The organism is Bacillus sp. CR71 (assembly GCF_003429245.1).
GTDB classification, from domain to species: Bacteria; Bacillota; Bacilli; order Bacillales; family Bacillaceae_G; genus Bacillus_A; species Bacillus_A thuringiensis_S.
In genome coordinates this window covers 3145032-3168089 of the sequence record NZ_CP031748.1, presented here as the reverse complement: position 1 = coordinate 3168089, position 23058 = coordinate 3145032, and the positions used below count along the sequence as shown (strand labels likewise).

Sequence of the window (23058 nt, the reverse complement as noted above, 5' to 3'; positions counted from 1 at the left end):
CAGATGAAATCATATTAAAATAATGAAAAACACTATTCTTTTCGTAAGAATAACATCTTTTTTAATGTTCTTAAGTTGATGGCCATAGGGCAGAATTTGAAAAATGCGAAATTACAAAGCTAAGAATTTTAACTCCACAAAAAAATCGATTTCCTGTGGAGTTAAAGGAATCGACTTTTTATTTACCTTGTTGTATTAACGCGGCTGTTAACTTAATAGTAGATAAGTATAATCACCTATTTCTCCCAAAGTTCAATCAATCGACCTTCAGGATCCTTAATCCAAATAAACTTTCCAAATTCACTCATTTCTTCTTTCTTTTCAAGAGGTACACCAATATTCTCAAGATGCTTTATAGTCTTGTTTAGATTATATACTTGGAAATTTAACATTACTTGTTGTTCTGTTGGAAAATAATTGTCATTCTCAGTAAAGAAAGAAAAGATGGTCTCATTTCCTAACTGGGGTTTAATCACAGTCCCATTCCAATCTTCTATATCAAGTTTCAACACTTCACTGTACCATTTTTTTATAACATCAAGATTCTTAGTTCTCCAAAATATTCCTCCGAAACCTTTTATCATCGTATCTAACTCCTGTCTGTCTTTAAATATATATTAAATATATCAAAACAAAACAGTAATAGTAAGCTGAATCATCAACTTATGAACAGTAAAAATCATAATTGCTAGTATTGTAGCATTTACTACATTAACACTTTCAACATCATCATTGGCAAAACTTGAAATCTGGGGGGAAGGTATTGAAATGCTCACTTTTCAACCCATAGTTCATCTGAGAAATTCAGAACTTAAAGTGTTATAAATAATCCTTTCAATAGTAGGGAGAAATGAAAGAAGGAACGATAAAAGACCATACATGAAGTGAAGCGCCACGTGTGGTCTTTTATGTATCGTCAAATATTACATAGTCTCGCTAATTTTACTTTCACTATGAGTGTTAGTAGATATTCTTTTCTTAACTTTAAAGTGATAGTAGGTATAGCAAAAGATGATAAATGGTACAGTGCAATAGATTCCAAGTCGTTGTTCTGGGATAAAAATAAGACTGATTAATATAATGCCATACAATCCAAAACCAAGAATTGGTACGAGTGGATAAAGTGGTGTTTTAAATTTTAAGTCTTCTAATTTTCCACCGTCTGCTAAATAATGTTTGCGGAAAAAGAATTGAGAAACACAAATTGACATCCAAACAATAATGGTAATGACTCCGGAAATTGAAATGAGCCATAAGTAAACCGTTTCAGCAGCTACTACGCTTGTCAAAAGAGAAAAAGCAGAAATAGCTATCGTCATGATTAAAGCGTTGAGAGGAATTCCACGTGATGATAATTTCTTTAAAAAGGTTGGAGCCATTTCGTTTTTTGATAAAGACCAAAGCATTCGAGTAGCAGCGTATAGTCCTGAGTTTGCAACAGAAAGAACAGCAGTAAGAATAACAAAGTTCATAATATCAGCTGCATATGGAATACCGATATTATCAAAAACAGCAACGAATGGGCTCTTTGTTAATCCAGCTTCTTCCCAAGGAATTAAAGCAACAAGAACAAAGATTGCTAAGACGAAGAAAAACATCGTGCGCCATATAATATTTCTAATAGAACGAGGTAAAGTTTTTGCTGGATCTTCACTTTCACCTGCTGCGATTCCAACAAGTTCTGTACCTTGGAAGGAATAGTTGACTGTAACCATTGTTAAAAGAATAGCGGCAAGTCCATTTGGGAATAAACCACCATGATTTACGAAATTTGATAATAGCGGAGCGGGTTCGTCGCCTTTTAAATCAATAAAACCGAACATAGCGGCGCCGCCAAGAATAATGAAAGCGATAATGGCAGATACTTTTATACTTGAAAACCAAAATTCTGTTTCTGCATAACTACGAGCAGATAATGCGTTAATAGTGAAGATTGTAACGCCAAATATTAAACACCAAACCCAAACAGGAATATCAGGAAACCAGCGCTGCATTGTAATGCCGGCAGTTGTAAATTCAAGACCGGTCGTATTCGCCCAGCTTAACCAATACAACCATCCGATTGTAAAGCCAGTTGCAGGATTGATGAACTTAGTGGCATATTCCTGGAAAGAACCTGAGACAGGCATGGCTACAGCGAGTTCACCAAGACATAGCATAACGAAATACATTAATAATCCACCGGCCATAAAGGCAAGTACGGATCCACCAGGTCCAGCTTGACTTATTATAAAGCCAGATCCGTTAAATAACCCCGTTCCAATCACACCACCGAGTGCAATCATGAATAAGTGTCTACTTTTCATCGTTCGTTTTAATTCATTGTTTGTATTACTTACTTGGGCCATTGTTTTCCTCACTTTCGTAGTTGATAGAATAAAGTTTGATGTTTTTCCGTATTATGGAATGTATTCCGTGATGTGAAATCTTGTTATAATTTTCAGATAATTAAAAAGAAAAGTCAATATTTTTTTGTTTGCGTTTTCAATTCTTTGTTAGTGATATGTTTTTATTGTTAGAAAATTAAATAAATAAATTGATTTCATTTCGAATGTTTGCTAAATTGATAGTTAATTAAGCATACTAACATATTACGAGTAAAGTTGAGGCGAGTTATGGTACAGTCCATTGATCGAGCGATAAGTATTATTAAATTATTGAATTCTACAAATGAAAAAGAGTATTGGGCTATTTCTGATATAGCAGATGGAACACATCTCCCAGTTAGTACAGTACATAGATTACTTAACTCTCTAATGGAGCATGGGTTAGTTACACAAATACCAGAGACAAAACAGTACAAAATTGGACCAATGTGGATGGAAATAGGGTTACGTCAATTGGAGAAGGTAGACTACAGATCAGTTGCAAGAGAAGTGATGAAGCGGTTGGCCTTTGAAGTCGAAGAAAGTGTCTATTTAAATATTCCAAACGGAACACATTCTATTATCATTGAAAGAATGGATAGTCCTTTAAAAATTCGAGTTATCGATAATCTAGGGGAACAAATTCCACTTTCAATTGGTGCCGCAAATAAAACGATGCTTGCTAATATGAAAACGAATGAAATGGAACATATTGTAGAACATTTACTTTCTTCATTACCAGAACAAAAGCAAATTCTTCTTAATCAAATAAAGCAAATAAAAAATGAAGGATATGCTGTCAGTTATGGTGAAAAAACAGAAGGGACAGCTTCAGTAGCTGCACCTATTATCGGATTTAATCATAAAGTAGTAGGAGCATTAAGTGTTGGGTTAATTAGTCATCGTATTAATGATGATCGACTATCTTTTCTTATTAGCAAGGTAAAACAAGCAGCTCATGAAATATCAATAAAAATCGGCAGTACATCAGAACTATAATTTTGATAGCTGTCGTCATTTTTTTATTCATATACTGGAATTCGTTTTCATAATGCGGAAAAATAGGGGGATTTATATGTCAAAGTGGCAATCAAAAGAACAATTGATTCAATTATTAAGCAGTCTTGTTGAAATTCCTAGTATTACCGGTTCAGAAGCTGAAGTAATATTGCCAGACTTTGTTGTGGAACAATTATCTGAATTACAGTATTTCAAAGAAAACCCGCATCATTTACAAAAAAATCCGACAGGGGACGGACGATATTTTGTTACAGCACTAGTAAAGAAAAAAGATAGTACAAAAAATACTGTAATTCTAGTAAGTCACTTTGATGTTGTAGATGTACAAGATTACGGAGTGTGGAAAGAAGATGCATTTAATCCTAAAAAGTTAACATCTATGTTTTATTCTCATAAAGATGAACTTCCAGAGCATGTGCGTGAAGATATAGAACATGGGGAATGGCTGTTTGGTAGAGGAACAATGGATATGAAATGCGGTCTAGCATTACAAATGGCAATGATTGAACAAGCATGTGAAGGAAGATTCGATGGGAATGTTCTTTTATTGGCTGTACCAGATGAAGAAGTGAATTCTGTAGGGATGAGGGCCGCTGTTCCGGGACTGTTAGATTTAGCTAGAGAGCATAACTTAGATTATAAAACGGTCTTAAACTCAGAGCCTATGTTTTCAAGACATCCTGGTGACCAAAATAAGTATATTTACACTGGCTCTATTGGTAAAGTGTTACCTGGTTTTCTTTGCTATGGAAAAGAGACACATGTAGGTGAACCTTTTGCAGGCTTAAATGGGAGTTATATGGCTTCATTAATAACAGCAGAATTAGAGTTAAACACAGACCTTTGTGATATTGTAGAAGGGGAAGCGAGTCCTCCGCCAACTAACTTACTTCAAAGGGACTTAAAGGAGGATTATTCTGTACAAATTCCGCATCGTGCAGTTACATTATTTAATTTGTTTTTATTAGAAAAATCAATGACAGATGTAGTTTCATTGTTACGTCAAAAAGTAACGAAAGTAGCAGAGAAAATAGAAGAGTCGTATGAAAAACATGCATATCGTTTTTCTAAATATAATCCATTTATACCACCTAATCTCAAAGTAAATGTATTAACGTATGAAGAGCTTATCACATATGCAATTGAGCAACATGGACAAGAAAAAATAAATCATATTCAATCTAATATTATAAAAAATAGAGAAGATAAAGATGATCGTGCGGTAACGATTGATTTAGTAGATAAATTAGCGATTTTATGTAAAGAAAAGGCACCGATGATTGTACTTTTCTTCGCTCCGCCGTACTATCCAGCTGTGAGTTCACGCAACAATCCTTTAATAAAAGAGGTGGTTGTAGAAATGGAAAAGTATGCACACTACAATCATAAGATTACATTTGAAAACCAAAATTATTTTGGGGGGATTTCAGATTTAAGCTATGTAGGCTTGCAGTATCCACTGGATTCAATGAGTTCGCTTGTAGACAATATGCCATTATGGGATAAAGGTTATTCAATTCCGCTTCAGGAATTAGAAGAGTTTGATGTTCCAGTATTAAATATGGGGCCGGTAGGAAAAGATGCACATCAATGGACAGAACGTCTAGATGTAAACTACGCATTTGAAACACTATTAGATATGTTACCGAAATGCATTGAAAAATTATTAGTTTCTAATAAAATTACACAATCATAGTAGGGAATAGGTAAGGGATAAAACAGAACCTTTAAAGAAAATTCGAATGAAATTATTTTAATATAATTAAAAACGGAACGGCCAAGCTCAATTTTATATGAGTTTGGCCGTTTATCATGTAGTGAATTTTTAATTAAAATTATGTGAATTCATAGCTAACGTAATCTCTTTTATAGTTTTATTTTTTAGTTTGACCAGATAGTTCAACAGACTTTTGCGTACAACGCTGCATAGCTGAAATAATCGCTGTTCGTAATCCTTTTTCCTCTAATGTTGCTACAGCTTCTATTGTCGTTCCACCAGGAGAACAAACCATATCTTTCAATTCACCTGGATGTATTCCTGTTTCTAGTACCATTTTTGCAGAGCCTAACACAGCTTGAGCAGCGAATTTATATGCTTGATTTCTAGGCATACCATCTAGTACAGCAGCATCTGCCATCGCTTCTATAATCATATATACATATGCTGGTGAAGAACCACTTACAGATGTTACAACATCCATTAATTTTTCACTTACGATCTCTGTTTGACCAAAACTATTGAAAATGTTTAGTACATCTTCTAAATCTTTTTCTGTCACCATTTCATTAGGGCATAATGCAGACATTCCTTCTCCAACAAGAGCAGGAGTATTAGGCATTACTCTTACAACTTTTAATTTTTTATTAAAGGCATTTTCAGTACTTTCAATACTTTTACCAGCAGCGATCGTAACGATGATAGCATCGTTTTTGATTACTTCTTTTATTTCATTAATTATTGATGCGTATAGGTCTGGTTTAATTGATAAAATTAAAATATCAGCATTTTTAGCTACTTTATTGTTGTCGGTAGTTGTAGTTAGCCCATATTTTTCACTAGCATTTTTTAAATTAGCAGTGTTTAAATCTGAACAAATAATATGATTTGAAGACACTATCTTTTTGTTTAGCATCCCGCCAATCATAGCCATTCCCATATTTCCGCAACCGATGAATCCAATTTGTTTATCCATAATAACTCAATCTTGCTCCTTTTATAATCAATTATATCGGTTTGATATTGTTATCTTAGAATAATAATAATATCCCTGTGCAATATAAAGAAACATTCTAAGAGAATATATTCCTTTTTGCAACACTAAAAGATAAAAATTAATTATATTCGACATTATGTAAATATATACACTATAATGTAAGGTTTTATGTTTATGAATATGAGTTAAACTTATATCAATTTGTATTTTCATTCAGTAGGGCAATAATTTCATACAAGTCACTTGTGGCACTATTTATTTTTAAAAATACCTCTTGACACCGAATTGAACTATATCGCATAATATAAAAAAATTAGATTGAAAATCGTTGAAGGGAATTAGTACATATGTCTTCTTGCGAAAGAGAGTGGAATTCACCGGCTGAAAGATTCCTCGTATAGAATGTATCGAACCTATCCCCGAGTCTTAAATGAAAGTTTAGGCGTTCGCCTGCGTTATAGGCACCAAGTGGATATCTATGTATATCAATTAAGGTGGTACCGCGGAACAATGACCGTTTCGTCCTTTTTATTTTATTAAGGGCGAAGCGGTCATTTTTATTTTGCTCTTAAATACTTCAATGCAGCATTGATGAGAATAGATATAGTTGCAAAGTGAATGAAGTGTAAACTATAAAAACTTTGATTTTAGACTTGGGGGATAAAAAGGTGAAAAAACAACGAATTGTTGTAAAGATTGGAAGTAGTTCCTTGGCAGATAGTCACGGAGGCATCTCTACAGAACAGCTTTCAGATCACGTTGCCGCATTGGCTCGGTTGAAAGAGGAAGGGCACGAGGTTGTGTTAATTACATCTGGAGCCGTCGCTGCAGGTTTTTCAGCGCTAGGATATCCTAGTAGACCTGTAACGATTAAAGGGAAACAGGCTGCAGCAGCTGTCGGACAAAGTTTGTTAATGCAGGCGTACACGGAGGAATTCCGTAAATATGGCATCGTTACTGCGCAACTTTTGCTGACGAGAAGTGATTTTTCTAGAAAAGAACAATATAGTAATGCTTACGCTACGTTAGGAGAATTACTAAACCGTTCCGCTCTTCCAATTATTAATGAAAATGATTCCATCTCTTTAGAGGAGCTGACGTTCGGTGATAATGATATGCTGTCAGCTTTAGTAAGCGGGCTTGTTTCGGCGGATATGCTTATGATCTTTACGGATGTGAACGGGTTATATGACAAAAATCCTCAGAAAAATGCGGATGCAAAAAAATATTATTTTCTTCCTGAAGTTACGGAAGAAATTTCTTCTCTTGCAGGAGATGCTGGCTCAAAACTTGGGACTGGTGGTATGAAATCAAAAATCGATGCTGCAAAGACAGCACTCTCTCTTGGTGTGAGTGTATTTATCGGGACAGGACGTGGACAGGAAAAGTTTGTAGATGTTTTGAAGGGTAAGGGTGATGGAACGTATGTTGGTAATGCTCCTCAAAAAGAAATGAAGATGAACAAGCAATGGATTGCCTTGCATTCGCTTGTTAGCGGACAAATTGAAGTAGATGCTGGGGCGGCTACTGCCATCATTCAGCATGGTAAGAGTTTACTTCCAGCTGGTGTTACGAATGTATCAGGATTTTTCCAAGTGGGTGAAGTTGTAGAGGTTGTAACGCAACAAGGGCGCGTAATAGGAAAAGGACAATGCACATATAGTGCAGAGGAACTAAGAGATGTAAAAGGTATGCAAAGCCAAGATATTCAAGTAAGAGGCGAGAGACATAGTTATGAAGTCATTCATAGAGATCATTGGGTTTCACTTTAAAAAGGAGGAAATGAAAATGAATGAAGTGTTGGCAAAGGGGATAAAAGTAAAAGAGGTTGCTAGAGAACTTGTGCTTAAAACTACAGATCAAAAAAATGAAGCACTTGCTGCAATTGCTAATCAGTTGATAGTAGAAACAGCTTATATTTTAGAAGAAAACAAACGGGATATTGAAGAAGGTAAGGAGAAAGGATTTTCTGATTCACTCCTTGATCGCCTTTTGCTGAATGAACAGCGAATTGTTGATATGACAGAGGGTATTAAGCAGTTAATTGAATTACGTGATCCTATTGGAGAATGTGTAAGTGCATGGGAACGACCAAATGGACTATCTATTCAGGAGATGCGCGTACCACTTGGTGTTGTCGGAATGATTTATGAGGCAAGACCGAATGTAACTGTTGATGCTGCTACAATTTGTTTAAAAACAGGAAACGCAGTAATACTACGTGGTAGTTCTTCTGCTATCCATTCTAACAAAGCCATCGTTAGCGTTATTCACCGGGCGCTTAAGCAAACTAGCTTGCCTTCAGAAAGTGTACAGCTCATAGAAGATACAACGAGAGATAGTGCAAAACAGCTGTTTACATTGAATGAGTACTTGGATGTTCTTATACCAAGAGGCGGTAAACAATTAATTGATACAGTAGTGAGAGAAGCGTCTGTTCCAGTACTTGAAACAGGTGCGGGAAATTGTCATATATTCATTGATGAAACAGCGGATAAACAAATGGCATTTAATATTATTATAAATGCAAAAACACAGCGCCCATCTGTATGTAATGCAATTGAGACGATTGTACTTCATGAGAATTGGGCAGAGCAATATGGTAGCGAGTTGTTTTCTTCTTTGAAGGAAAGAGGAGTAGAGCTACGCGGTGATAATAAAGCAGTGGCGATTGATACTTCTATCTTACTTGCGACAGAAGAAGACTGGGAAACAGAGTTTTTATCTCTCACACTAGCAGTGAAAGTGGTTGCCAATGTTGAAGAAGCGATTCATCATATAAATACGTATGGATCTATGCATTCTGAAGCGATTATTACTGAAAACGAGGAAAACGTCAGCAAGTTTTTTACTTCTGTAGATGCCGCGGCACTTTATCATAATGCATCGACTCGTTTTACAGATGGATCCGAATTTGGATTCGGAGCGGAAATTGGTATCAGTACGCAAAAATTACACGTAAGAGGACCAATGGGGCTTCCAGCATTAACTTCCACAAAATATGTAATTCGTGGAAATGGACAAATTCGGAGCTAAGAATAACAAAAGACATCCAATTTAATTGAGATGTCTTTTGTTATTATAATATCCATTTACCATACAAAAAGCCCTACAAGCATAGCGCTTAATAAAGAAACAGCCATCCCGCTAACAAGAAGCTTCCAAACATTTTTACCGATGACTGATGATTTTTCCCCGCCAAATAATGAATTGTAAGTTCCGTAAATCATACCTACTGTACTAAAGTTAGCAAAAGAAGCTAGAAATGTTGTTGCAACCGCAACCGTATGCGGTTGTAGCGACTTTAAGTTTGATTTTAAATCCATCATAGCAACAAATTCATTCGTTGTAATTTTTATTCCCATTAATTCAGCTACATACATAGCATCTTTGCCGGATAAACCGAGTAAAAATGCAAAAGGACTAAAGATAATGGAGAAGATTTTTTGAATTGTTAACCCCGTTACAAAAAAGCCTAAAATCCCATTTAAACATGCTGTTAAAGCTACATACCCAATTACCATGGCTAAAATAACGATAACCATATTCATTCCAACTAACATACTGTTTGAAATAGTAGAAAAGAAATCCTTTTTTTCATGCTTTGAAGGTGTATATACGACATCATCTTCTTTTGTAACTTCCACAGGATTTAATACATTGGCTAAAATTAATGCATTAATACAGTTTAAAGGGATTGCACTGAAAATATATGTAGCTGGTACCATTGATAAATAAGCGCCAAGAATGGATCCGCTAACGCTACTCATACTCATAATTCCAAAAGTCAACAAACGATTTTCTTTTAAAACAGATAATTGATCACGAACAACTGCAAGTGCTTCAGTGTTTCCTAAAAACATCATTTGAATGGAAAAGAAACTTTCTAACTTTGGTAAACGAGAAATCTTTGAAATAACCGCACCTACTTTATCAATAATCCAAGTTAAGATTCCGAAATACGAAAGAATATCGAAAAAAGTAATAACAAAGATGATAGGCAGTAATGCACTAAAGAAGAAATCAATGTGTGGACTGTCCATAGCGGAAGGAAATGCAAATCGAATACCTTCGTTCGCGCATGCCAGTAGCCAACTGAAAAATGACGCAATTTTATTAATGATAATACTGCCGAGCTTCGTGCCTAACATAAACCACGTAATAAAAAGCTCCAATATGATGAGAATTACAATTGGTCTCCATTTTATATGGTTTTTGTTAGGTGAACATAAGAAAACGATTAATATGACAACGAAAATCCCTAACATATTTAATATGAAATGCATGTCAACCACTCCTTGAGCTTTATTATTTGTATATAAAAAAGCTCTTATTCTTCTTAATTTAGAATGAATGTGGTTTAATTTATATTTTTATAAATTCTAAAAATATAGAAGGTGAAATTCGATAAAAATAGAATTTAATACATAGCAAACAAGGAGGGGATAAAAATGGAGGTCTATCACATAACGAGTAGAAAGAGGGAAACATACAACGTTCAGGTGAAATATTCGATACTTTTCGAATGTGCACTTGGCATTGCAGCAATTACTCATAAAAGGTTAATTAATACACTTGAAAAGACTGAAAGTGAATGGGAAGGAATTAGACAATCATTAACAAATGAGATGAGAGAACACTTACAGTTTGTAGAAGAACATAATACGTGGAAAGCATTGCTTCAGTTATTGTATGAAGAGGATTTTCAGGACTTATCGCAGTTTAATTTTAAAATTGATTCACTTTCAGAAGAGGATTTGAAATTTATATGTTTACCGTTTTTAGGAGAGAAATATGAAGAGAAAAGACGTTTAGCTGCAACGGGAGTTGTATGTGCAATACACGAACTAAAGGAACTAACAGATGATCATCCGTTTTTTTCTACTTATATTAGCTTTATATGTGATGTAGATGTACAAGTGCTGAAATCTCATTTAATCGCTGTTATGACAGGTTGGTATGAGAGTGTAATTAAGAAAGAGGAGGAAGTACTTTCTATATTAAAACGAGATTATGAAGCAAAAAATGAAATGAATAAAAAGATGAAGCCGGAAGAGTTTGTCGAGTGGGCGACTGGCGGAGTGAACTATATGCCAGAGCCAAGTATTCATCACGTACTTCTTATTCCGCAAATGACGTACAGACCGTGGAATATTGAAGCAGATATTGATGATACGAAAGTATTTCATTACCCAGTTGCGAATGAAAGCATTCATCCTGAAGATCCGTATGAACCGAATTATTTTTTAGTTCAAAAACATAAGGCTCTTGGGGATGAAGCGAGATTGCGAATTGTAAAAATGTTGTTTGAAAAAGAACGTACATTACAGGAAATAACGGAAAGATTGCAGCTTGGTAAATCGACAGTACACCATCATTTGAAATTGTTACGTGCAGCGAAGTTAGTTGATATACATGACGGAAAGTATGTATTAAGGAAGAAAGTAGTACAGTCGTTAGCAAAAGAATTAGAAGCATTTTTAAATAGATAATATGCAACGAGAATGTACATAAAGGGAGGAATATAAAAGAAAAGTTGGTGTGTGAAATTGAAAAATATATTGAAAAATCGTTCGTTCTTTTTTATGTGGATTGGGAGTGCAATCTCAGAATTAGGAGGGGCTTTCGGAACGTTATGTAATTCAATTCTAGTATATGAGTTAACAGGATCGGAAATGGCTTTAAGTAGTATGTGGCTATTATATTTCATCCCATCACTCATACTGCAATTAATAAGTGGCCCATTTATTGATAAATGGAGCCGGAAGTGGATTATGATTTTTTCACAATGGATACGAGCGTCCGTATTCTTATTACCTTTGATGATGCTAGTTTCGGGTAGTATAGAAGTTTGGCACATTTATGTTGTTCAAATTGTAGTGGGACTTATTACACCTCTTTATACACCTGCGAGTCAGGCAATTACACCGAGCATTGTAAGTCAAGAACAACTTCAAGACGCAAATGCGTACATTGATGGAATGACTCGCCTTATGATGTTTCTTGCGCCAGTATTAGGTGGAGTAGTAATTCATTACATTGGAACAGAATTTACATTATCTTTTGTATGTATTTGTCTATTTGTTAGTGGTGCTTTCTTACTTTATATAAAAGAAAAGAGAACTACAACAGATATAAGAAAAACGTGGCTAGAACAATTTCTTCAAGGTTTTACATATTTTTTTACAAAACCAATCATCGTTTGGCTCGGTATATTTCTTACTTTCGTGCAGTTTGGAGTAGGGGTAACGATGGTCACAAATCTTCCTTATATAAAAGACGAGCTGTCAGCGGGATATGCAGAGTACGGCTATTTCATGGCAGGTTTTCCACTTGGCTACGTAATTGGCTCAGTATTAGTCGGAAAAGTAACATATAAAAGCCGGCGTATACTTATGCTTGGAGGATTGTTTATAGGGGGGCTCACATACATTTCATTAGGGTTCAATCATAGTATTGTCATTGCAATAATAATTGAAGTAATAGCAGGGATTTGTATTGCATTTTTCAATGTTCATAACACGACAATATGCCAACAAACCGTCCCAAATAATATGATGGGACAAGTATTTTCAGTGCGTTTATTTTTTATACGATCCGCTATGCCATTAGGTGTGTTAGTAGGGGGAATATTGAGTGAAATGTGGGGAGTAAGAGCGCTATATGTAATCATCGGTGCAATTATATGTGTTACATCTTTAATAGGGATGTTACTTCCATATTTCAAATTTTTAGATGAGGCGATAGAAAAGAAATCAGCATAATTCAAAAAATTAAAACTTTACAATTGAAAATAATTATCATAATCAATTATAATAGAAGCATACTAGTATTCGTATTACAAAGAGGGAGTGGGATATATGTTTATCGAAACGAAAACATTTACAGTAAAAGAAGGTACATCAAATATAGTTGTAGAACGTTTCACTGGAGAAGGTATTATTGAAAAATTTGAAGGCTTTATCGATTTAAGTGTTCTCGTGAAAAAAGTAAGACGCGGCGACGAAGAAGTTGTCGTAATGATTCGCTGGGAATCTGAAGAAGCATGGAAAAACTGGGAAACAAGTGAAGAACACTTAGCTGGACATAGAGCAGGCCGTGGTAAACCAAAACCAGATCATATTATTAATGTGGATCACGCAGTTTATTATGTGAAATCATCGAAATCGGCTTATCAACAGTCTTAATATACAAGCAGAGGATACATGTTGTAGAAGCAAACATGTATCCTCTTTTTTATTACTGGGGGATGTAAATGATAGGAAATCTTTCATTCATTAAAAAAATGTTCTAGGATATAGAAAAAAATATTAGACTTATAAAGCATAGTCTTAGATGGAACGCTTGAATATCTTGCCTTACATATTTAAGGGTTATGAAAATGAGTCTATATCCCTTCTGTTTACAAGGAGATGAGTACATGAAGCTGAATCATTTAAATTTATGTGTTGATGACTTATCAGAAGCGAGACATTTCTTTGAAACATTTTTTGATTTTCAATTTTTGGAGCAAAAAGGGAAAGCGCTTGTAGTGATGAGTGATGAGAGTGGATTTATACTTGTACTAAGTGATCCAAAAGCATTTAAGGGAAATAAGGAAGTTACGTATCCGGAAGCTTTTCATATTGGTTTTTTAGTGGATACACCAAGTGAAGTGGATCAAGCATATAATCGCTTAGTAGCCGGCGGTATTGAAATAGACAAGGAACCTTATTCGATGCGAGGGAGTAGTTATGGTTTTTATTTTACAGTATTTAATGACTTATTAATTGAAGTGTCTTGTCTTGATTAGAGAGAAGGTAAGAAAGTTTCAAAGCTTAATAGTAATCATCAAGAATAATCGTTTGAAGGTGTATATATAGCCCCTTATCCAGTTTGGAAAGGGGCTTGCTTATTTTATTACCTTATTTATCTTACTATTTGTGGATTGATTAAAGTCTCACCTTATTTGTCTATCTGAATTTCAAATTCAAGCACAGCTTGATCTTTCCTAAACGGCATACTGAGTTCTTTAAATCGAAAGCTTATTCCAGACAAATTATCAGGAAGGACAGGAGATACAACGAATTGATGATTCATATGTCCATCAGTGCCGCCACCACCTTCTGACCAGCAATCGTATGTATCATCTATTGATAATTGGAAGAAACTATGAGGCTTATTTTCAATAAAAGCTTCATCCGTGGAATCCCAATCGCTATATAAATAAACTACACTAGCATTTGCATATTGCCGAATAAAAGTTACAGTATACATGACTCCATTATGTTCATAAGTTTTAAAAACAGGTACATGTTTTTTGAAGTCAGTTGGTTCAACGCGAGGTTTAAATTCTTCTTCATCCATCATGGAAGAGAATAATGAGTTTAGATAGTCTGGATAAAATTCGTATTGCTTTGCCCATTTATAAATCGCTTCATCATGTGGAAAACCTGGGTCACCACTTGAAAGTTCTTTTCGTTCTTTTAATAGGGCGCAAATTTTTTCATCAATAGAGTATAAGCGTTCATCGTAATGATCGGTAGGGCGTTCGAAAGTCATTCTTCGCATAATCATTCCTCCTTTACTTTATTTTAACAAAAAAGACAGACTAATAAATAGTCTGTCTTTTTACATTAATTCTTCACATCATCATAAAGTTCAAGCGCCTCTTTCACATTTAATCTATTCTTCACAATACCATGTATTGCTTGAATCATCGCAGCTGGGTGCTCGGATTGCCATATGTTACGTCCCATGTCTACTCCAATGGCGCCTTCTTGCAGTGCATTGTACGTAATGTTTAATGCGTCTGCAATTGAATCTAGTTTTGGGCCGCCCGCGATGACGACTGGGGCAGGGCATGTGCTCGTTATTTTTTCGAATCCTTCGCAGTAATACGTTTTAATAATATCAGCACCCATTTCAACACATACGCGGGAAGCGAGTGCTAGAAAGCGGGCTTCACGTTTTTGTAATTCCTTTGCGACTGCGGTAATTCCGAGTACTGGCAGGCCGTAATCGTGAGCTTCAGAGACTACGTTTGCGAGATTCGAAACAGTTTGTGTTTCATAGTCTGATCCGACAAAAACAGAGACGCCAACGCCAATTGCGTTTTGCTTCACTGCTTCTTTTACAGGTGTAACAATTGTTTCATTCGCTAAATCTTTACCAACGACAGTAGCTCCGCCAGATACACGCATAACCATCGGTGTACTGCAGTTTTCAGGAATACAGGAGCTAAGTACACCGCGCGTTAAAAAGAGGGAGTCTGTATAAGGAAGTAAGTTTTTTACTGTTTCAAGTGGTTGTTCTAGCCCGTGAATTGGTCCTAAGAAATAACCGTGATCTATGGCTAACATAACCGCTCTACCATCAGGTAAAATTGTATTTAATCGATTTTTAAATCCCCAAGTCATTTGAAATCACTCCTTCGTTAATGTTGGATTTTCCGTTTGTACAGTATCTTTATTTGGTAAATGTGGTGACTTTATAAAAACAGCTTTAAAAGGTTTGTCAGAATGGTTAATTAAATAGTGAGATTCATGAGGGCGAACTTGCAGGACATCACCTTGTTTAATCGGAACTCTTTCGTTATTTACATAGAAGTCTATTTCGCCTTCTAACGCATAAAAAACTTCTTCACACGTTGTATGGTAATGATTTTGAAACTCTTGCCCAGGCTGAATGACAACAAGACCTAGATCAATATTGGGGCCTTGTATTAAATATTTGGGCCCGTTATCACCGAAGCGATAGGAGAAATCATTTTCATTCGCTTTTAACATACAGTTCACTCCTTTATGTAAATGAGTTACAGTGCACCTGGCGCAATCCACATATGTGTTGTAAGTCCTTTATCAGCTAAAGTGAGCTGACTGTTATACACGGTTTTCCATGTTTCATAGAATTCCTTGTATAGCTCGTGATTTTCCGTGATTGGTTCAAATGTATTTTCCCACTGTAAAAATTGTTCGGCAGCCTCTTCCATAGATGTATATATTCCAGCGCCAACTCCAGCAGCAATCGCAGTTCCTAAAGCAGCTGCTTCTTTCACAACTGGTACTTTTACAGGAATGCCGAGTACGTCTGATAGAATTTGTGGCCATAGTTTCCCTTTAGCGGCACCGCCAGCAAAAACAACTTCAGAAGGGAATGTATCAGTAAGATTTTCAATTAGTTTTAAGTTTCCAAGTGTAACGAAGGCCGCATTTTCTTCAATAGCACGGAACAGTTCCTTTTTTCCGCATTTGTCAGCGTCTAAACTTAAATTTAAGAATGAAGGTGCGGCATGACGCCAAGAAATGTAGTTCATAACGTTTGAAAAAGTAGGGATAATACCATATGAACCGACAGGTACGTCTTTCGCTTGTTCTTCTAACAATTCATAAGCGTCTACACCGAGTTTTTCAGCGAGCTTTTTTTCTTCTTGGCAAAAAGCGTCTCGAAACCAGCGCATAACAAGACCAGGGAAAAAAGCGATTGTTTCATATTGCCATAGATTCGAAATGACATGGCAATTTACACGAATCGCAGCATATGGATCTGTAATTGGTTCTGTAATATTTACTTCTTGTTGCCAAAAGCTGCCTCCGCATATTAATGTTTGATTTGGTTTCACGACTCCAGTTCCGAGTGATGCCATTTGAGCATCTCCGCCGCCAGCGACGACAGGAATTCCTGCCAGTAATCCAGTTAATGCTGCACACTCTTTTGTAACGTTTCCGATTACTGTACCAGCCTCATTTACTTTTGGTGAAAATGGCAAAGTTATACCACACTCTTTAGCGACATCGTTATCCCAATTTCTATTTTGTAAATCAAAGATTCCAGACGTACAACCGTTGGAAGGGTCGATTTGCAGTACATCGCTTAATTTATACAAAATCCAATCGTTTAACATCGTAAAGGAGTGGATATTACAATAGATTTCTGGTTCATGTTTTTTAATCCAAAGTAGACGTGGTAAAGCACCTAATGAAAAAGTTTGCCCAGATTTTCTGTATAAATCTTCTTCAAGATGTGAGCGGATTTCTTTTAGCTCACTAACTTCAGCGGATGCACGGCCATCAACATTTGCACATGCCCATATTTCTTGCCCATTTTTATCATATAAAACAAAACCTTCTCGCATACTTGTAGCGCTAATAGCTTGAATAGAAGAAGGAAGTATATTACTTTTTTGTAGAACTTCTTTCGTACACTGTTGTACGAGTTGCCAGTTTGCTTTTACATCAAAATTCATAGAACCGGGGTAACGAGGATCAGTTTTATGAACCCATTCTTTTTGGCTTACTGCAATTTGATTGCCTTGTAAATCAAAAAGAACAGCTCGAATGCTTCCTGTACCAGCATCGAAAGCTAATAAAGTAGACATTAAGAATCACCTTCCTTTCTTAATAAGGAGAGCGCAGTTTCTTCATCAGTAATTAATGTATGAATAAATTTCCCTTTTAAAGCCCCATAAATGGCATCTATCTTTTGAGTACCTCCAGCCACACCAATGACATGCTTCATACTGCGAAGAATCGTAAGTGGTGTGCCAATTAGACGATTATGATGCGAGAGCTCTAATAAATCACCATTCGTATTATAAAACTGTCCTAAAATATCGCCCGCCCCGTTTTGACTTCGAATATATGTCATTTCACGTAGCGTTAATTTTTCTTCTTTTACAATCGTAGCGTCTTGAGATAACCCGCCAATACCGACAACTGCCGTATGTGCAAGTGAAGCGACATGAAGCATATCTTTCACGCTTGGTTCTGATAAAATACTTTGTGCCATTTCAGTAGAAGATGCTAGAAAAGGAGTAGGAATAATATGAAGATCACCTTGCATGTAGTGTAAATAGTTTTGTTTTCTTGGGAGATAGTGGTTTACTCCGCCTGTTAGCGTTACGAATGAAAGATTAATAGAACTTTCAAAATGAATGTTTTCTAGCATTTTACTTATTGTTTCACCCCAGCCGATGCCGAGTAAATCACCTTGTTGGAGATGAGTCTCTAAATATTGTGCAGCGGCTTTTCCGAGAGAAGCGTGATAATTGTCTATTGGAGTAGGGATAATGAAAGCATCTTTTAAGTGGAATTTTTTCATTAGGTCACGCTCAATACTTAAACAGTGTAAACCAGTTCCTTTTACGTGAAATGTAACGATACCTTCACTGCGTGCCTTATCTAATAACCGGACAACTTTATTTCTTGAAATGTGAAGAAGTGAAGCAATTTCCTGTTGTGTTAATTGGTCTTTATAATAGTACCAAGCTACTTTAGTTAATAAATTCTCTTCAAAGTTCAGCTGTGTCATACTCTTCATCCCTTTCAACAATTGACCACTCCTTAAACATATGTGCCACATATTTTGTTTATTCCAGTTGAAACGATTAATTGTACGTAGAAAAAAGTGTTCTAGATATAAAAAAAGGAATATACAATGCTACAAAACAAGTAGAACAAATAATCATTTTCTCAAAAAATGTTCTGGATAAAGGCAGGTGACATCATGTGGAGAACGTACCTTTATTACAAATAAAGAAAATGAGTAAGGCGTTTTTAAATCAACTTGTATTAAAAGAAGTGAACTTACAAGTAGAGCGTGGAGATATATACGCTTTAGTGGGGGGAAATGGCGCCGGGAAATCAACATTAATGAAAATATTAACGGGGTTATATTCGTATGATGATGGAGAGATGTATGTAAAAGGAATGAAGCAACAGTTTTCAAATCCGTCAGAAGCACATAGAAAAGGTATTTATTTAATACCGCAAGAACCACTCATTTTTCCGCATATGACTATTGAAGAAAATATATGTATCGGGTTAAAAGAAAAGAAAAAGAAACTAAGAGTACAGATTCAGCAATTGATTAACAGTCTAGGGTGGGATATTGACCTTTATGAGTTAGGAGCATCATTATCCATTGCGCAGCAACAGTTAGTAGAAATCATTAGAGGATTAATACGAGACGCTGAGATTCTTATTTTAGATGAGCCAACATCGACGTTAACAACTCATGAGATCAAGAGTCTTTTTGTGCTGATGAAAAGTTTGCAAGAAAAAGGAATTGGAATGATATACATTACACATCGTTTTCCGGAAATCTTTGAAATCTCCAATAAAGTAGCGATATTACGTGATGGAACAATCGCGAGTCAAGGGGATATATGTGACTATACATATGACACGCTGATGGAGGGGCTATTGCCAAAAGGATATAAACAGGAAGAAAAAAGAGAAATAGTTCAAGAGACAGAAAGAACGAAAAAAGTATTAGAAGTAGCGAATGTGACTAGTCACATATTCGAGAATATATCATTCACTGTACATGCTGGAGAGATTGTGGGGATTGCTGGCATTGTTGGATCAGGTAGAACGGAATTAGCGGAAGCAATATTTGGATTGGAAGCTATAAAATCAGGCTCTATTTTATTAGAAGGAAAACTAATTGATACATGTCCTTTGCATAAAAGATTAAGCGAAGGGCTCGTTTATGTGCCGGAAGATAGGGCGAGGAATGGAATTTTCTCCATTGTATCTGTCAAAGAAAATATTACTGCAGCATGTTTACAGCAAAATAATCGCTTTTTTATTAACCGAGAAAAAGAAAGCGCTTTAGTTAATTTTTTTATAGAACAATTCCGAATTGTTGTACAGAATATGAATGAAGAACTCGCATCTTTATCGGGAGGAAATCAGCAAAAAGTCGTGCTTGCGAAATATCTTGCATGTAATCCCAAAATCATTATTCTTGATGAACCAACTCGCGGAATTGATGCAAAAGCAAGGCTTGAAGTGTATGAAACGATAGAAAAAATGAAAAGAGAAGGACTCGCCATATTATTCATTTCTTCAGATGTTGAGGAAATCGTCCAATTAGCTAACCGTGTATACGTCATGCGAAATGGTCAATTTGTTTCTCATTTGGAGAAAGAAAAAATAAATGTAGAAGAAGTTACACGTCTTGCATACGGAGGTGTAACGGAATGAAACGCATGTATAAAATGCACGAAACGTCTATCATACTGTTACTACTAATTTATATAGCCATGGTCGGAATAATAAATCCTAGTTTTGTTCAGTTTAACTCGTTATCGTTAATGATGAAATCAAGCGTTATTTTAGTCGTTCTAGCAATTGGCCAATCGTTCGTTTTATTTACGAAAAATATAGACGTATCAGTTGGCTCAATTATGGGATTAAGCGCGGCAGTTTGCGGGATGTTATTAACGAACGGATATAGTGCAGTCTTGTCGATACTTGCTGCTATAATGCTTGGTGCTATTATCGGTTTCATAAACGGGATTGGAGTTGCAAAGTTTCGGGTACCAGCCATTATTATGACATTAGGGATGTTAGGAATTGTTAGAGGTGCAATGTTAATCTTCACAGGCGGGAAGTGGATTGAAGATACTCCAAATAATTTTAAGAAACTTTCATCTATCGTCATACTTGGTCTGCCGATAATTGTATGGGGTGTTCTTATTATTTTATTACTACTATACTTCTTTTTAAGGAAGGTACCATACGGAAGATACTTCTATGCGGTAGGTGACAATGAAGATGGTGCGAGGCTCATTGGGATACCTGTTAATAAAGTAAAGATAAATGCGTTTATTATATCGGGCATAAGTGCGGCAATCGCTGGTTGCATATTTGTTATGAATATCGGGTTCGTTCCAAATCAAACTGGTACAGGAATAGAACTACAGGTGATCGCAGCTGCTGTGCTAGGAGGAATTCATCTAAAAGGAGGAACCGGTTCTATATTTGGAGCCGCATTAGGAGCATTATTTTTAGAAGCAATAAGCAGTTCACTCGTCTTTTTAAAAATACCAGCATTTTGGAATAATGCTATTTCGGGTTTTTTACTATTACTTATTATCATACTAGATAGTGTCATGAAGAAGTGGAAAGTAGAGAGGAGGATGAATCTATGAAGTATTTTTACAGATGGGAAGGTGTTCTAATCGTATTACTTCTTATAGAATTCATTCTCTTTAGTTTTATAAATCGTGATTTTTTAAATATTAGTAATCTCCTTTTTAGTACAAATGATTTTCTGTTTATAGCAATCGCAGCGATTCCAATGACTTTCGTTATTGTAACAGGAGGAATTGACGTATCTGTAGGATCTATTATGGGGCTAACTTCGATTTTAATTGGTGTACTTTGGATGAATGGGATTCATATTTTATTAGCAGTAATAATGGCACTTATAGTCAGTTGCTTAGCAGGAGCTTTAAATGGATTCATTATAAAAATGACAGATGTAGAACCACTAGTTGTTACACTCGGAACGATGTTTTTATATGGAGGAATTGCACTCGTCATTTCAGGGGGGGCGGGTGCTTCTGGATATGAAGGGATAAGTGGTTTACCTGATGCTTATGTACAACTAGCAAATGGTAGTTTTATAGGAATACCTAACTTATTATGGCTTCTTATCGCATTAACAATTGTATGCACGATTTTGTTTCACCGAACGATATATGGACGCCACGTACAATTAACAGGAGCGAACGAAAATACAGCAAAATACACCGGGATTCAGACGAAGAAAGTAGTAATCATTGCTTACATACTTTCTGGGTTAGGAGGTGGATTAGGGGGTGCTTTCTTAACTGCATATTTCGGTTCCGCACGTGCTGATATGGGAAGTGAAACAATATTACCGATCATTACAGCAGTCGTATTAGGTGGGACACTTATTACAGGGGGAAAAGGTAGTATTTTCGGTACAGTACTGGCAAGTATTTTTATAGGCCTTATGCAATATGGCCTACAAATGACAGGTTTAACAAATGAACAATCAAATGTAGTAATAGGTATTATCCTTATTCTTTCAGTTATTATGAGACATTTCAAATTACATCAATTCTTAGCAGGGAAAAGACGGAATTTGCATAAGGGGGAAATGTCATGAAGAGAAAACTAGGGATTGTATTGATCGTATGTATTTGTTTAATTGGTTTAATCGCTTGTTCCAGTCAAACGGCAGATAAGAAAAAAGCAGATGATGTGAAATTTGCATTTATCCCGAAATTAACTGGAGTTGGCTTCTTTACATCGGGCGGTGAAGGAGCAAAGGAGATGGGAGATAAGCTAGGCGTACAAGTGAAATATGATGGGCCGTCTGAAGCGAGTGTATCAGGGCAAGTAAAGTATATAAATAATTTCATTAATCAAAACTATGATGCACTTATGGTTTCCTCTACATCAGTTGATGGTTTATCGCAATCACTGCAGCGTGCTAAGAAAAAAGGAATGACTGTCTTAACGTGGGATTCTGATGTGAATCCGAAAGACCGTTCTTTTTATATAAGTCAAGGGACACCAGACCAACTTGCTAACTTATTAATTGAAATGACTTCCAAGCAAATTGGAGATAAAGGAAAAGTAGCTTTCTTTTATTCTAGTCCAACAGTAACGGATCAAAACCAATGGGTAACGAAAGCGAAAGAAATTATTAAAAAGAAATATCCGAACTGGGAAATTGTAACGACGCAGTACGGTGAAAATAATGCGCAAAAATCGTTATCAGTAGGGGAGAACATATTAAAAACGTATCCAGATATTAATGCAGTCATTTGCCCGGATGCAACGGCACTACCAGCGATGGCACAAGCAGCTGAAAACTTGAAAATGGATAAAAAAGTTGTTGTAACTGGCTTCTCTACACCAAACGTTATGCGTGATTACGTAAAACGAGGAACAGTACAACAATTTGGATTATGGGATGTAAAACAACAAGGTGCACTCGCAACGTATGTAGCAAATGAAATAGTAGTAAAAGGGAAGAAGTTAAAAGTAGGGGATAGTTTTGAAGTAAAAGGAATCGGAAAAGTGAAAGTAGAGCCAAACTCCATCCAAGGTTATGATTATGAGGCAGAAGGAAATGGAATTATTGTATTGCCAGAGCGGGTTGTATTTACGAAAGAGAATATTGATAAATATAATTTCTAGTAACGAAAAAACGTC

The 23058-nt window shown here is 35.8% G+C and carries 21 protein-coding genes and 1 other annotated feature; of the genes, 12 read left to right on the top strand and 9 right to left on the bottom strand.

Going from position 1 to position 23058, the window contains the following annotated elements; genetic code table 11:
- Positions 1 to 236: 236 nt before the first annotated feature.
- Positions 237 to 584 (bottom strand): VOC family protein, encoded by a 348-nt coding sequence (locus tag DOS87_RS15880; RefSeq protein WP_000589588.1) that lies wholly within the window; start codon positions 582 to 584, stop codon positions 237 to 239.
- A 339-nt stretch (positions 585 to 923) separates the two neighbouring features.
- The gene (locus DOS87_RS15875) at positions 924 to 2348 is read right to left on the bottom strand and encodes an amino acid permease (RefSeq protein ID WP_000079997.1); all 1425 of its coding nucleotides are present in this window, start codon (positions 2346 to 2348) and stop codon (positions 924 to 926) included.
- A 267-nt stretch (positions 2349 to 2615) separates the two neighbouring features.
- Here DOS87_RS15875 and DOS87_RS15870 point away from each other — a divergent pair, with 267 nt between their 5' ends.
- Both DOS87_RS15870 and DOS87_RS15865 read left to right on the top strand, forming a co-directional pair.
- On the top strand, positions 2616 to 3365 hold the full coding sequence (locus tag DOS87_RS15870; protein WP_000250748.1) for an IclR family transcriptional regulator: 750 nt from the start codon (positions 2616 to 2618) through the stop codon (positions 3363 to 3365).
- 52 nt (positions 3366 to 3417) lie between these two features.
- Positions 3418 to 5082, top strand: a complete 1665-nt coding sequence (locus DOS87_RS15865; protein WP_003309623.1) for a M20/M25/M40 family metallo-hydrolase — start codon at positions 3418 to 3420, stop codon at positions 5080 to 5082.
- Positions 5083 to 5260: 178 nt separating this feature from the next.
- On the opposite strand, the gene proC is transcribed toward DOS87_RS15865, so the two are convergent.
- Complete coding sequence (gene proC, locus DOS87_RS15860; RefSeq protein ID WP_000360732.1) at positions 5261 to 6079, bottom strand: pyrroline-5-carboxylate reductase; 819 nt, start codon at positions 6077 to 6079, stop codon at positions 5261 to 5263.
- 340 nt (positions 6080 to 6419) lie between these two features.
- Positions 6420 to 6630: a binding site (T-box leader), on the top strand.
- A 138-nt stretch (positions 6631 to 6768) separates the two neighbouring features.
- Here proC and proB point away from each other — a divergent pair.
- Positions 6769 to 7872: a glutamate 5-kinase gene (proB, locus tag DOS87_RS15855; protein ID WP_000744738.1), complete on the top strand. Its 1104-nt coding sequence runs from the start codon at positions 6769 to 6771 to the stop codon at positions 7870 to 7872.
- A gap of 16 nt (positions 7873 to 7888) precedes the next feature.
- The gene (locus tag DOS87_RS15850) at positions 7889 to 9136 is read left to right on the top strand and encodes a glutamate-5-semialdehyde dehydrogenase (RefSeq protein ID WP_098578365.1); all 1248 of its coding nucleotides are present in this window, start codon (positions 7889 to 7891) and stop codon (positions 9134 to 9136) included.
- A 56-nt stretch (positions 9137 to 9192) separates the two neighbouring features.
- Here DOS87_RS15850 and DOS87_RS15845 read toward each other — a convergent pair whose 3' ends face one another.
- The gene (locus tag DOS87_RS15845) at positions 9193 to 10386 is read right to left on the bottom strand and encodes a NupC/NupG family nucleoside CNT transporter (protein WP_000545489.1); all 1194 of its coding nucleotides are present in this window, start codon (positions 10384 to 10386) and stop codon (positions 9193 to 9195) included.
- Positions 10387 to 10551: 165 nt separating this feature from the next.
- On the opposite strand from DOS87_RS15845, the gene DOS87_RS15840 reads away from it, so the two are divergent.
- The 4 genes from DOS87_RS15840 to DOS87_RS15825 all read left to right on the top strand — a co-directional run bounded on the left by DOS87_RS15840 (position 10552) and on the right by DOS87_RS15825 (position 13892).
- Positions 10552 to 11592, top strand: a complete 1041-nt coding sequence (locus tag DOS87_RS15840) for an ArsR/SmtB family transcription factor (protein WP_000454581.1) — start codon at positions 10552 to 10554, stop codon at positions 11590 to 11592.
- Positions 11593 to 11643: 51 nt separating this feature from the next.
- Entirely contained in the window at positions 11644 to 12864 is a 1221-nt protein-coding gene (locus DOS87_RS15835; RefSeq protein WP_086390614.1) for an MFS transporter, read from the top strand.
- 96 nt (positions 12865 to 12960) lie between these two features.
- On the top strand, positions 12961 to 13287 hold the full coding sequence (gene hmoA / locus DOS87_RS15830) for a heme-degrading monooxygenase HmoA (RefSeq protein WP_000469498.1): 327 nt from the start codon (positions 12961 to 12963) through the stop codon (positions 13285 to 13287).
- Positions 13288 to 13520: 233 nt separating this feature from the next.
- Entirely contained in the window at positions 13521 to 13892 is a 372-nt protein-coding gene (locus tag DOS87_RS15825) for a VOC family protein (protein ID WP_098424621.1), read from the top strand.
- A 152-nt stretch (positions 13893 to 14044) separates the two neighbouring features.
- On the opposite strand, the gene DOS87_RS15820 is transcribed toward DOS87_RS15825, so the two are convergent.
- From DOS87_RS15820 to DOS87_RS15800, 5 genes are all read right to left on the bottom strand, one after another.
- Positions 14045 to 14650 carry a hypothetical protein gene (locus DOS87_RS15820; RefSeq protein ID WP_142326401.1) on the bottom strand — a complete coding sequence of 202 codons (606 nt, stop codon included), beginning with the start codon at positions 14648 to 14650 and terminating at the stop codon, positions 14045 to 14047.
- A 65-nt stretch (positions 14651 to 14715) separates the two neighbouring features.
- Positions 14716 to 15498, bottom strand: a complete 783-nt coding sequence (gene lsrF / locus DOS87_RS15815; protein ID WP_098424619.1) for a 3-hydroxy-5-phosphonooxypentane-2,4-dione thiolase — start codon at positions 15496 to 15498, stop codon at positions 14716 to 14718.
- Positions 15499 to 15504: 6 nt separating this feature from the next.
- Positions 15505 to 15867 (bottom strand): cupin domain-containing protein, encoded by a 363-nt coding sequence (locus DOS87_RS15810; protein ID WP_000909986.1) that lies wholly within the window; start codon positions 15865 to 15867, stop codon positions 15505 to 15507.
- A gap of 26 nt (positions 15868 to 15893) precedes the next feature.
- Positions 15894 to 17456 carry an autoinducer-2 kinase gene (gene lsrK / locus DOS87_RS15805; RefSeq protein ID WP_000105712.1) on the bottom strand — a complete coding sequence of 521 codons (1563 nt, stop codon included), beginning with the start codon at positions 17454 to 17456 and terminating at the stop codon, positions 15894 to 15896.
- Positions 17456 to 18406, bottom strand: coding sequence for a sugar-binding transcriptional regulator (locus DOS87_RS15800; RefSeq protein ID WP_000677766.1), 951 nt, complete (start codon positions 18404 to 18406; stop codon positions 17456 to 17458). The genes lsrK and DOS87_RS15800 overlap by 1 nt, the downstream gene beginning before the upstream one ends.
- A 179-nt stretch (positions 18407 to 18585) precedes the next feature.
- Here DOS87_RS15800 and DOS87_RS15795 point away from each other — a divergent pair, with 179 nt between their 5' ends.
- Genes DOS87_RS15795 through lsrB form a run of 4 tightly spaced genes read left to right on the top strand, consistent with a single transcriptional unit; the run spans position 18586 to position 23043 of the window.
- Positions 18586 to 20067, top strand: coding sequence for a sugar ABC transporter ATP-binding protein (locus DOS87_RS15795; protein ID WP_142330540.1), 1482 nt, complete (start codon positions 18586 to 18588; stop codon positions 20065 to 20067).
- Positions 20064 to 21017: an ABC transporter permease subunit gene (locus DOS87_RS15790; protein ID WP_000827677.1), complete on the top strand. Its 954-nt coding sequence runs from the start codon at positions 20064 to 20066 to the stop codon at positions 21015 to 21017. The genes DOS87_RS15795 and DOS87_RS15790 overlap by 4 nt, the downstream gene beginning before the upstream one ends.
- Complete coding sequence (locus DOS87_RS15785; protein WP_000873534.1) at positions 21014 to 22003, top strand: ABC transporter permease; 990 nt, start codon at positions 21014 to 21016, stop codon at positions 22001 to 22003. Before DOS87_RS15790 ends, DOS87_RS15785 begins: the two co-directional genes overlap by 4 nt.
- The gene (gene lsrB / locus DOS87_RS15780; RefSeq protein ID WP_000823653.1) at positions 22000 to 23043 is read left to right on the top strand and encodes an autoinducer 2 ABC transporter substrate-binding protein LsrB; all 1044 of its coding nucleotides are present in this window, start codon (positions 22000 to 22002) and stop codon (positions 23041 to 23043) included. Before DOS87_RS15785 ends, lsrB begins: the two co-directional genes overlap by 4 nt.
- Positions 23044 to 23058: the final 15 nt, after the last annotated feature.

Bases quoted from the DNA above. Each gene is read 5' to 3' on its own strand.
- DOS87_RS15785 (WP_000873534.1), top strand. From the start codon at position 21,014: ATGAAGTATTTTTACAGATGGGAAGGTGTTCTAATCGTATTACTTCTT.
- lsrF (WP_098424619.1), bottom strand. From the start codon at position 15,498: ATGACTTGGGGATTTAAAAATCGATTAAATACAATTTTACCTGATGGT.
- DOS87_RS15825 (WP_098424621.1), top strand. From the start codon at position 13,521: ATGAAGCTGAATCATTTAAATTTATGTGTTGATGACTTATCAGAAGCG.
- DOS87_RS15820 (WP_142326401.1), bottom strand. From the start codon at position 14,650: ATGCGAAGAATGACTTTCGAACGCCCTACCGATCATTACGATGAACGC.
- lsrB (WP_000823653.1), top strand. From the start codon at position 22,000: ATGAAGAGAAAACTAGGGATTGTATTGATCGTATGTATTTGTTTAATT.
- hmoA (WP_000469498.1), top strand. From the start codon at position 12,961: ATGTTTATCGAAACGAAAACATTTACAGTAAAAGAAGGTACATCAAAT.
- DOS87_RS15865 (WP_003309623.1), top strand. From the start codon at position 3,418: ATGCGGAAAAATAGGGGGATTTATATGTCAAAGTGGCAATCAAAAGAA.
- lsrK (WP_000105712.1), bottom strand. From the start codon at position 17,456: ATGTCTACTTTATTAGCTTTCGATGCTGGTACAGGAAGCATTCGAGCT.
- DOS87_RS15845 (WP_000545489.1), bottom strand. From the start codon at position 10,386: ATGCATTTCATATTAAATATGTTAGGGATTTTCGTTGTCATATTAATC.
- DOS87_RS15875 (WP_000079997.1), bottom strand. From the start codon at position 2,348: ATGGCCCAAGTAAGTAATACAAACAATGAATTAAAACGAACGATGAAA.
- DOS87_RS15810 (WP_000909986.1), bottom strand. From the start codon at position 15,867: ATGTTAAAAGCGAATGAAAATGATTTCTCCTATCGCTTCGGTGATAAC.
- DOS87_RS15880 (WP_000589588.1), bottom strand. From the start codon at position 584: ATGATAAAAGGTTTCGGAGGAATATTTTGGAGAACTAAGAATCTTGAT.
- DOS87_RS15790 (WP_000827677.1), top strand. From the start codon at position 20,064: ATGAAACGCATGTATAAAATGCACGAAACGTCTATCATACTGTTACTA.
- proC (WP_000360732.1), bottom strand. From the start codon at position 6,079: ATGGATAAACAAATTGGATTCATCGGTTGCGGAAATATGGGAATGGCT.
- DOS87_RS15840 (WP_000454581.1), top strand. From the start codon at position 10,552: ATGGAGGTCTATCACATAACGAGTAGAAAGAGGGAAACATACAACGTT.
- DOS87_RS15870 (WP_000250748.1), top strand. From the start codon at position 2,616: ATGGTACAGTCCATTGATCGAGCGATAAGTATTATTAAATTATTGAAT.
- DOS87_RS15850 (WP_098578365.1), top strand. From the start codon at position 7,889: ATGAATGAAGTGTTGGCAAAGGGGATAAAAGTAAAAGAGGTTGCTAGA.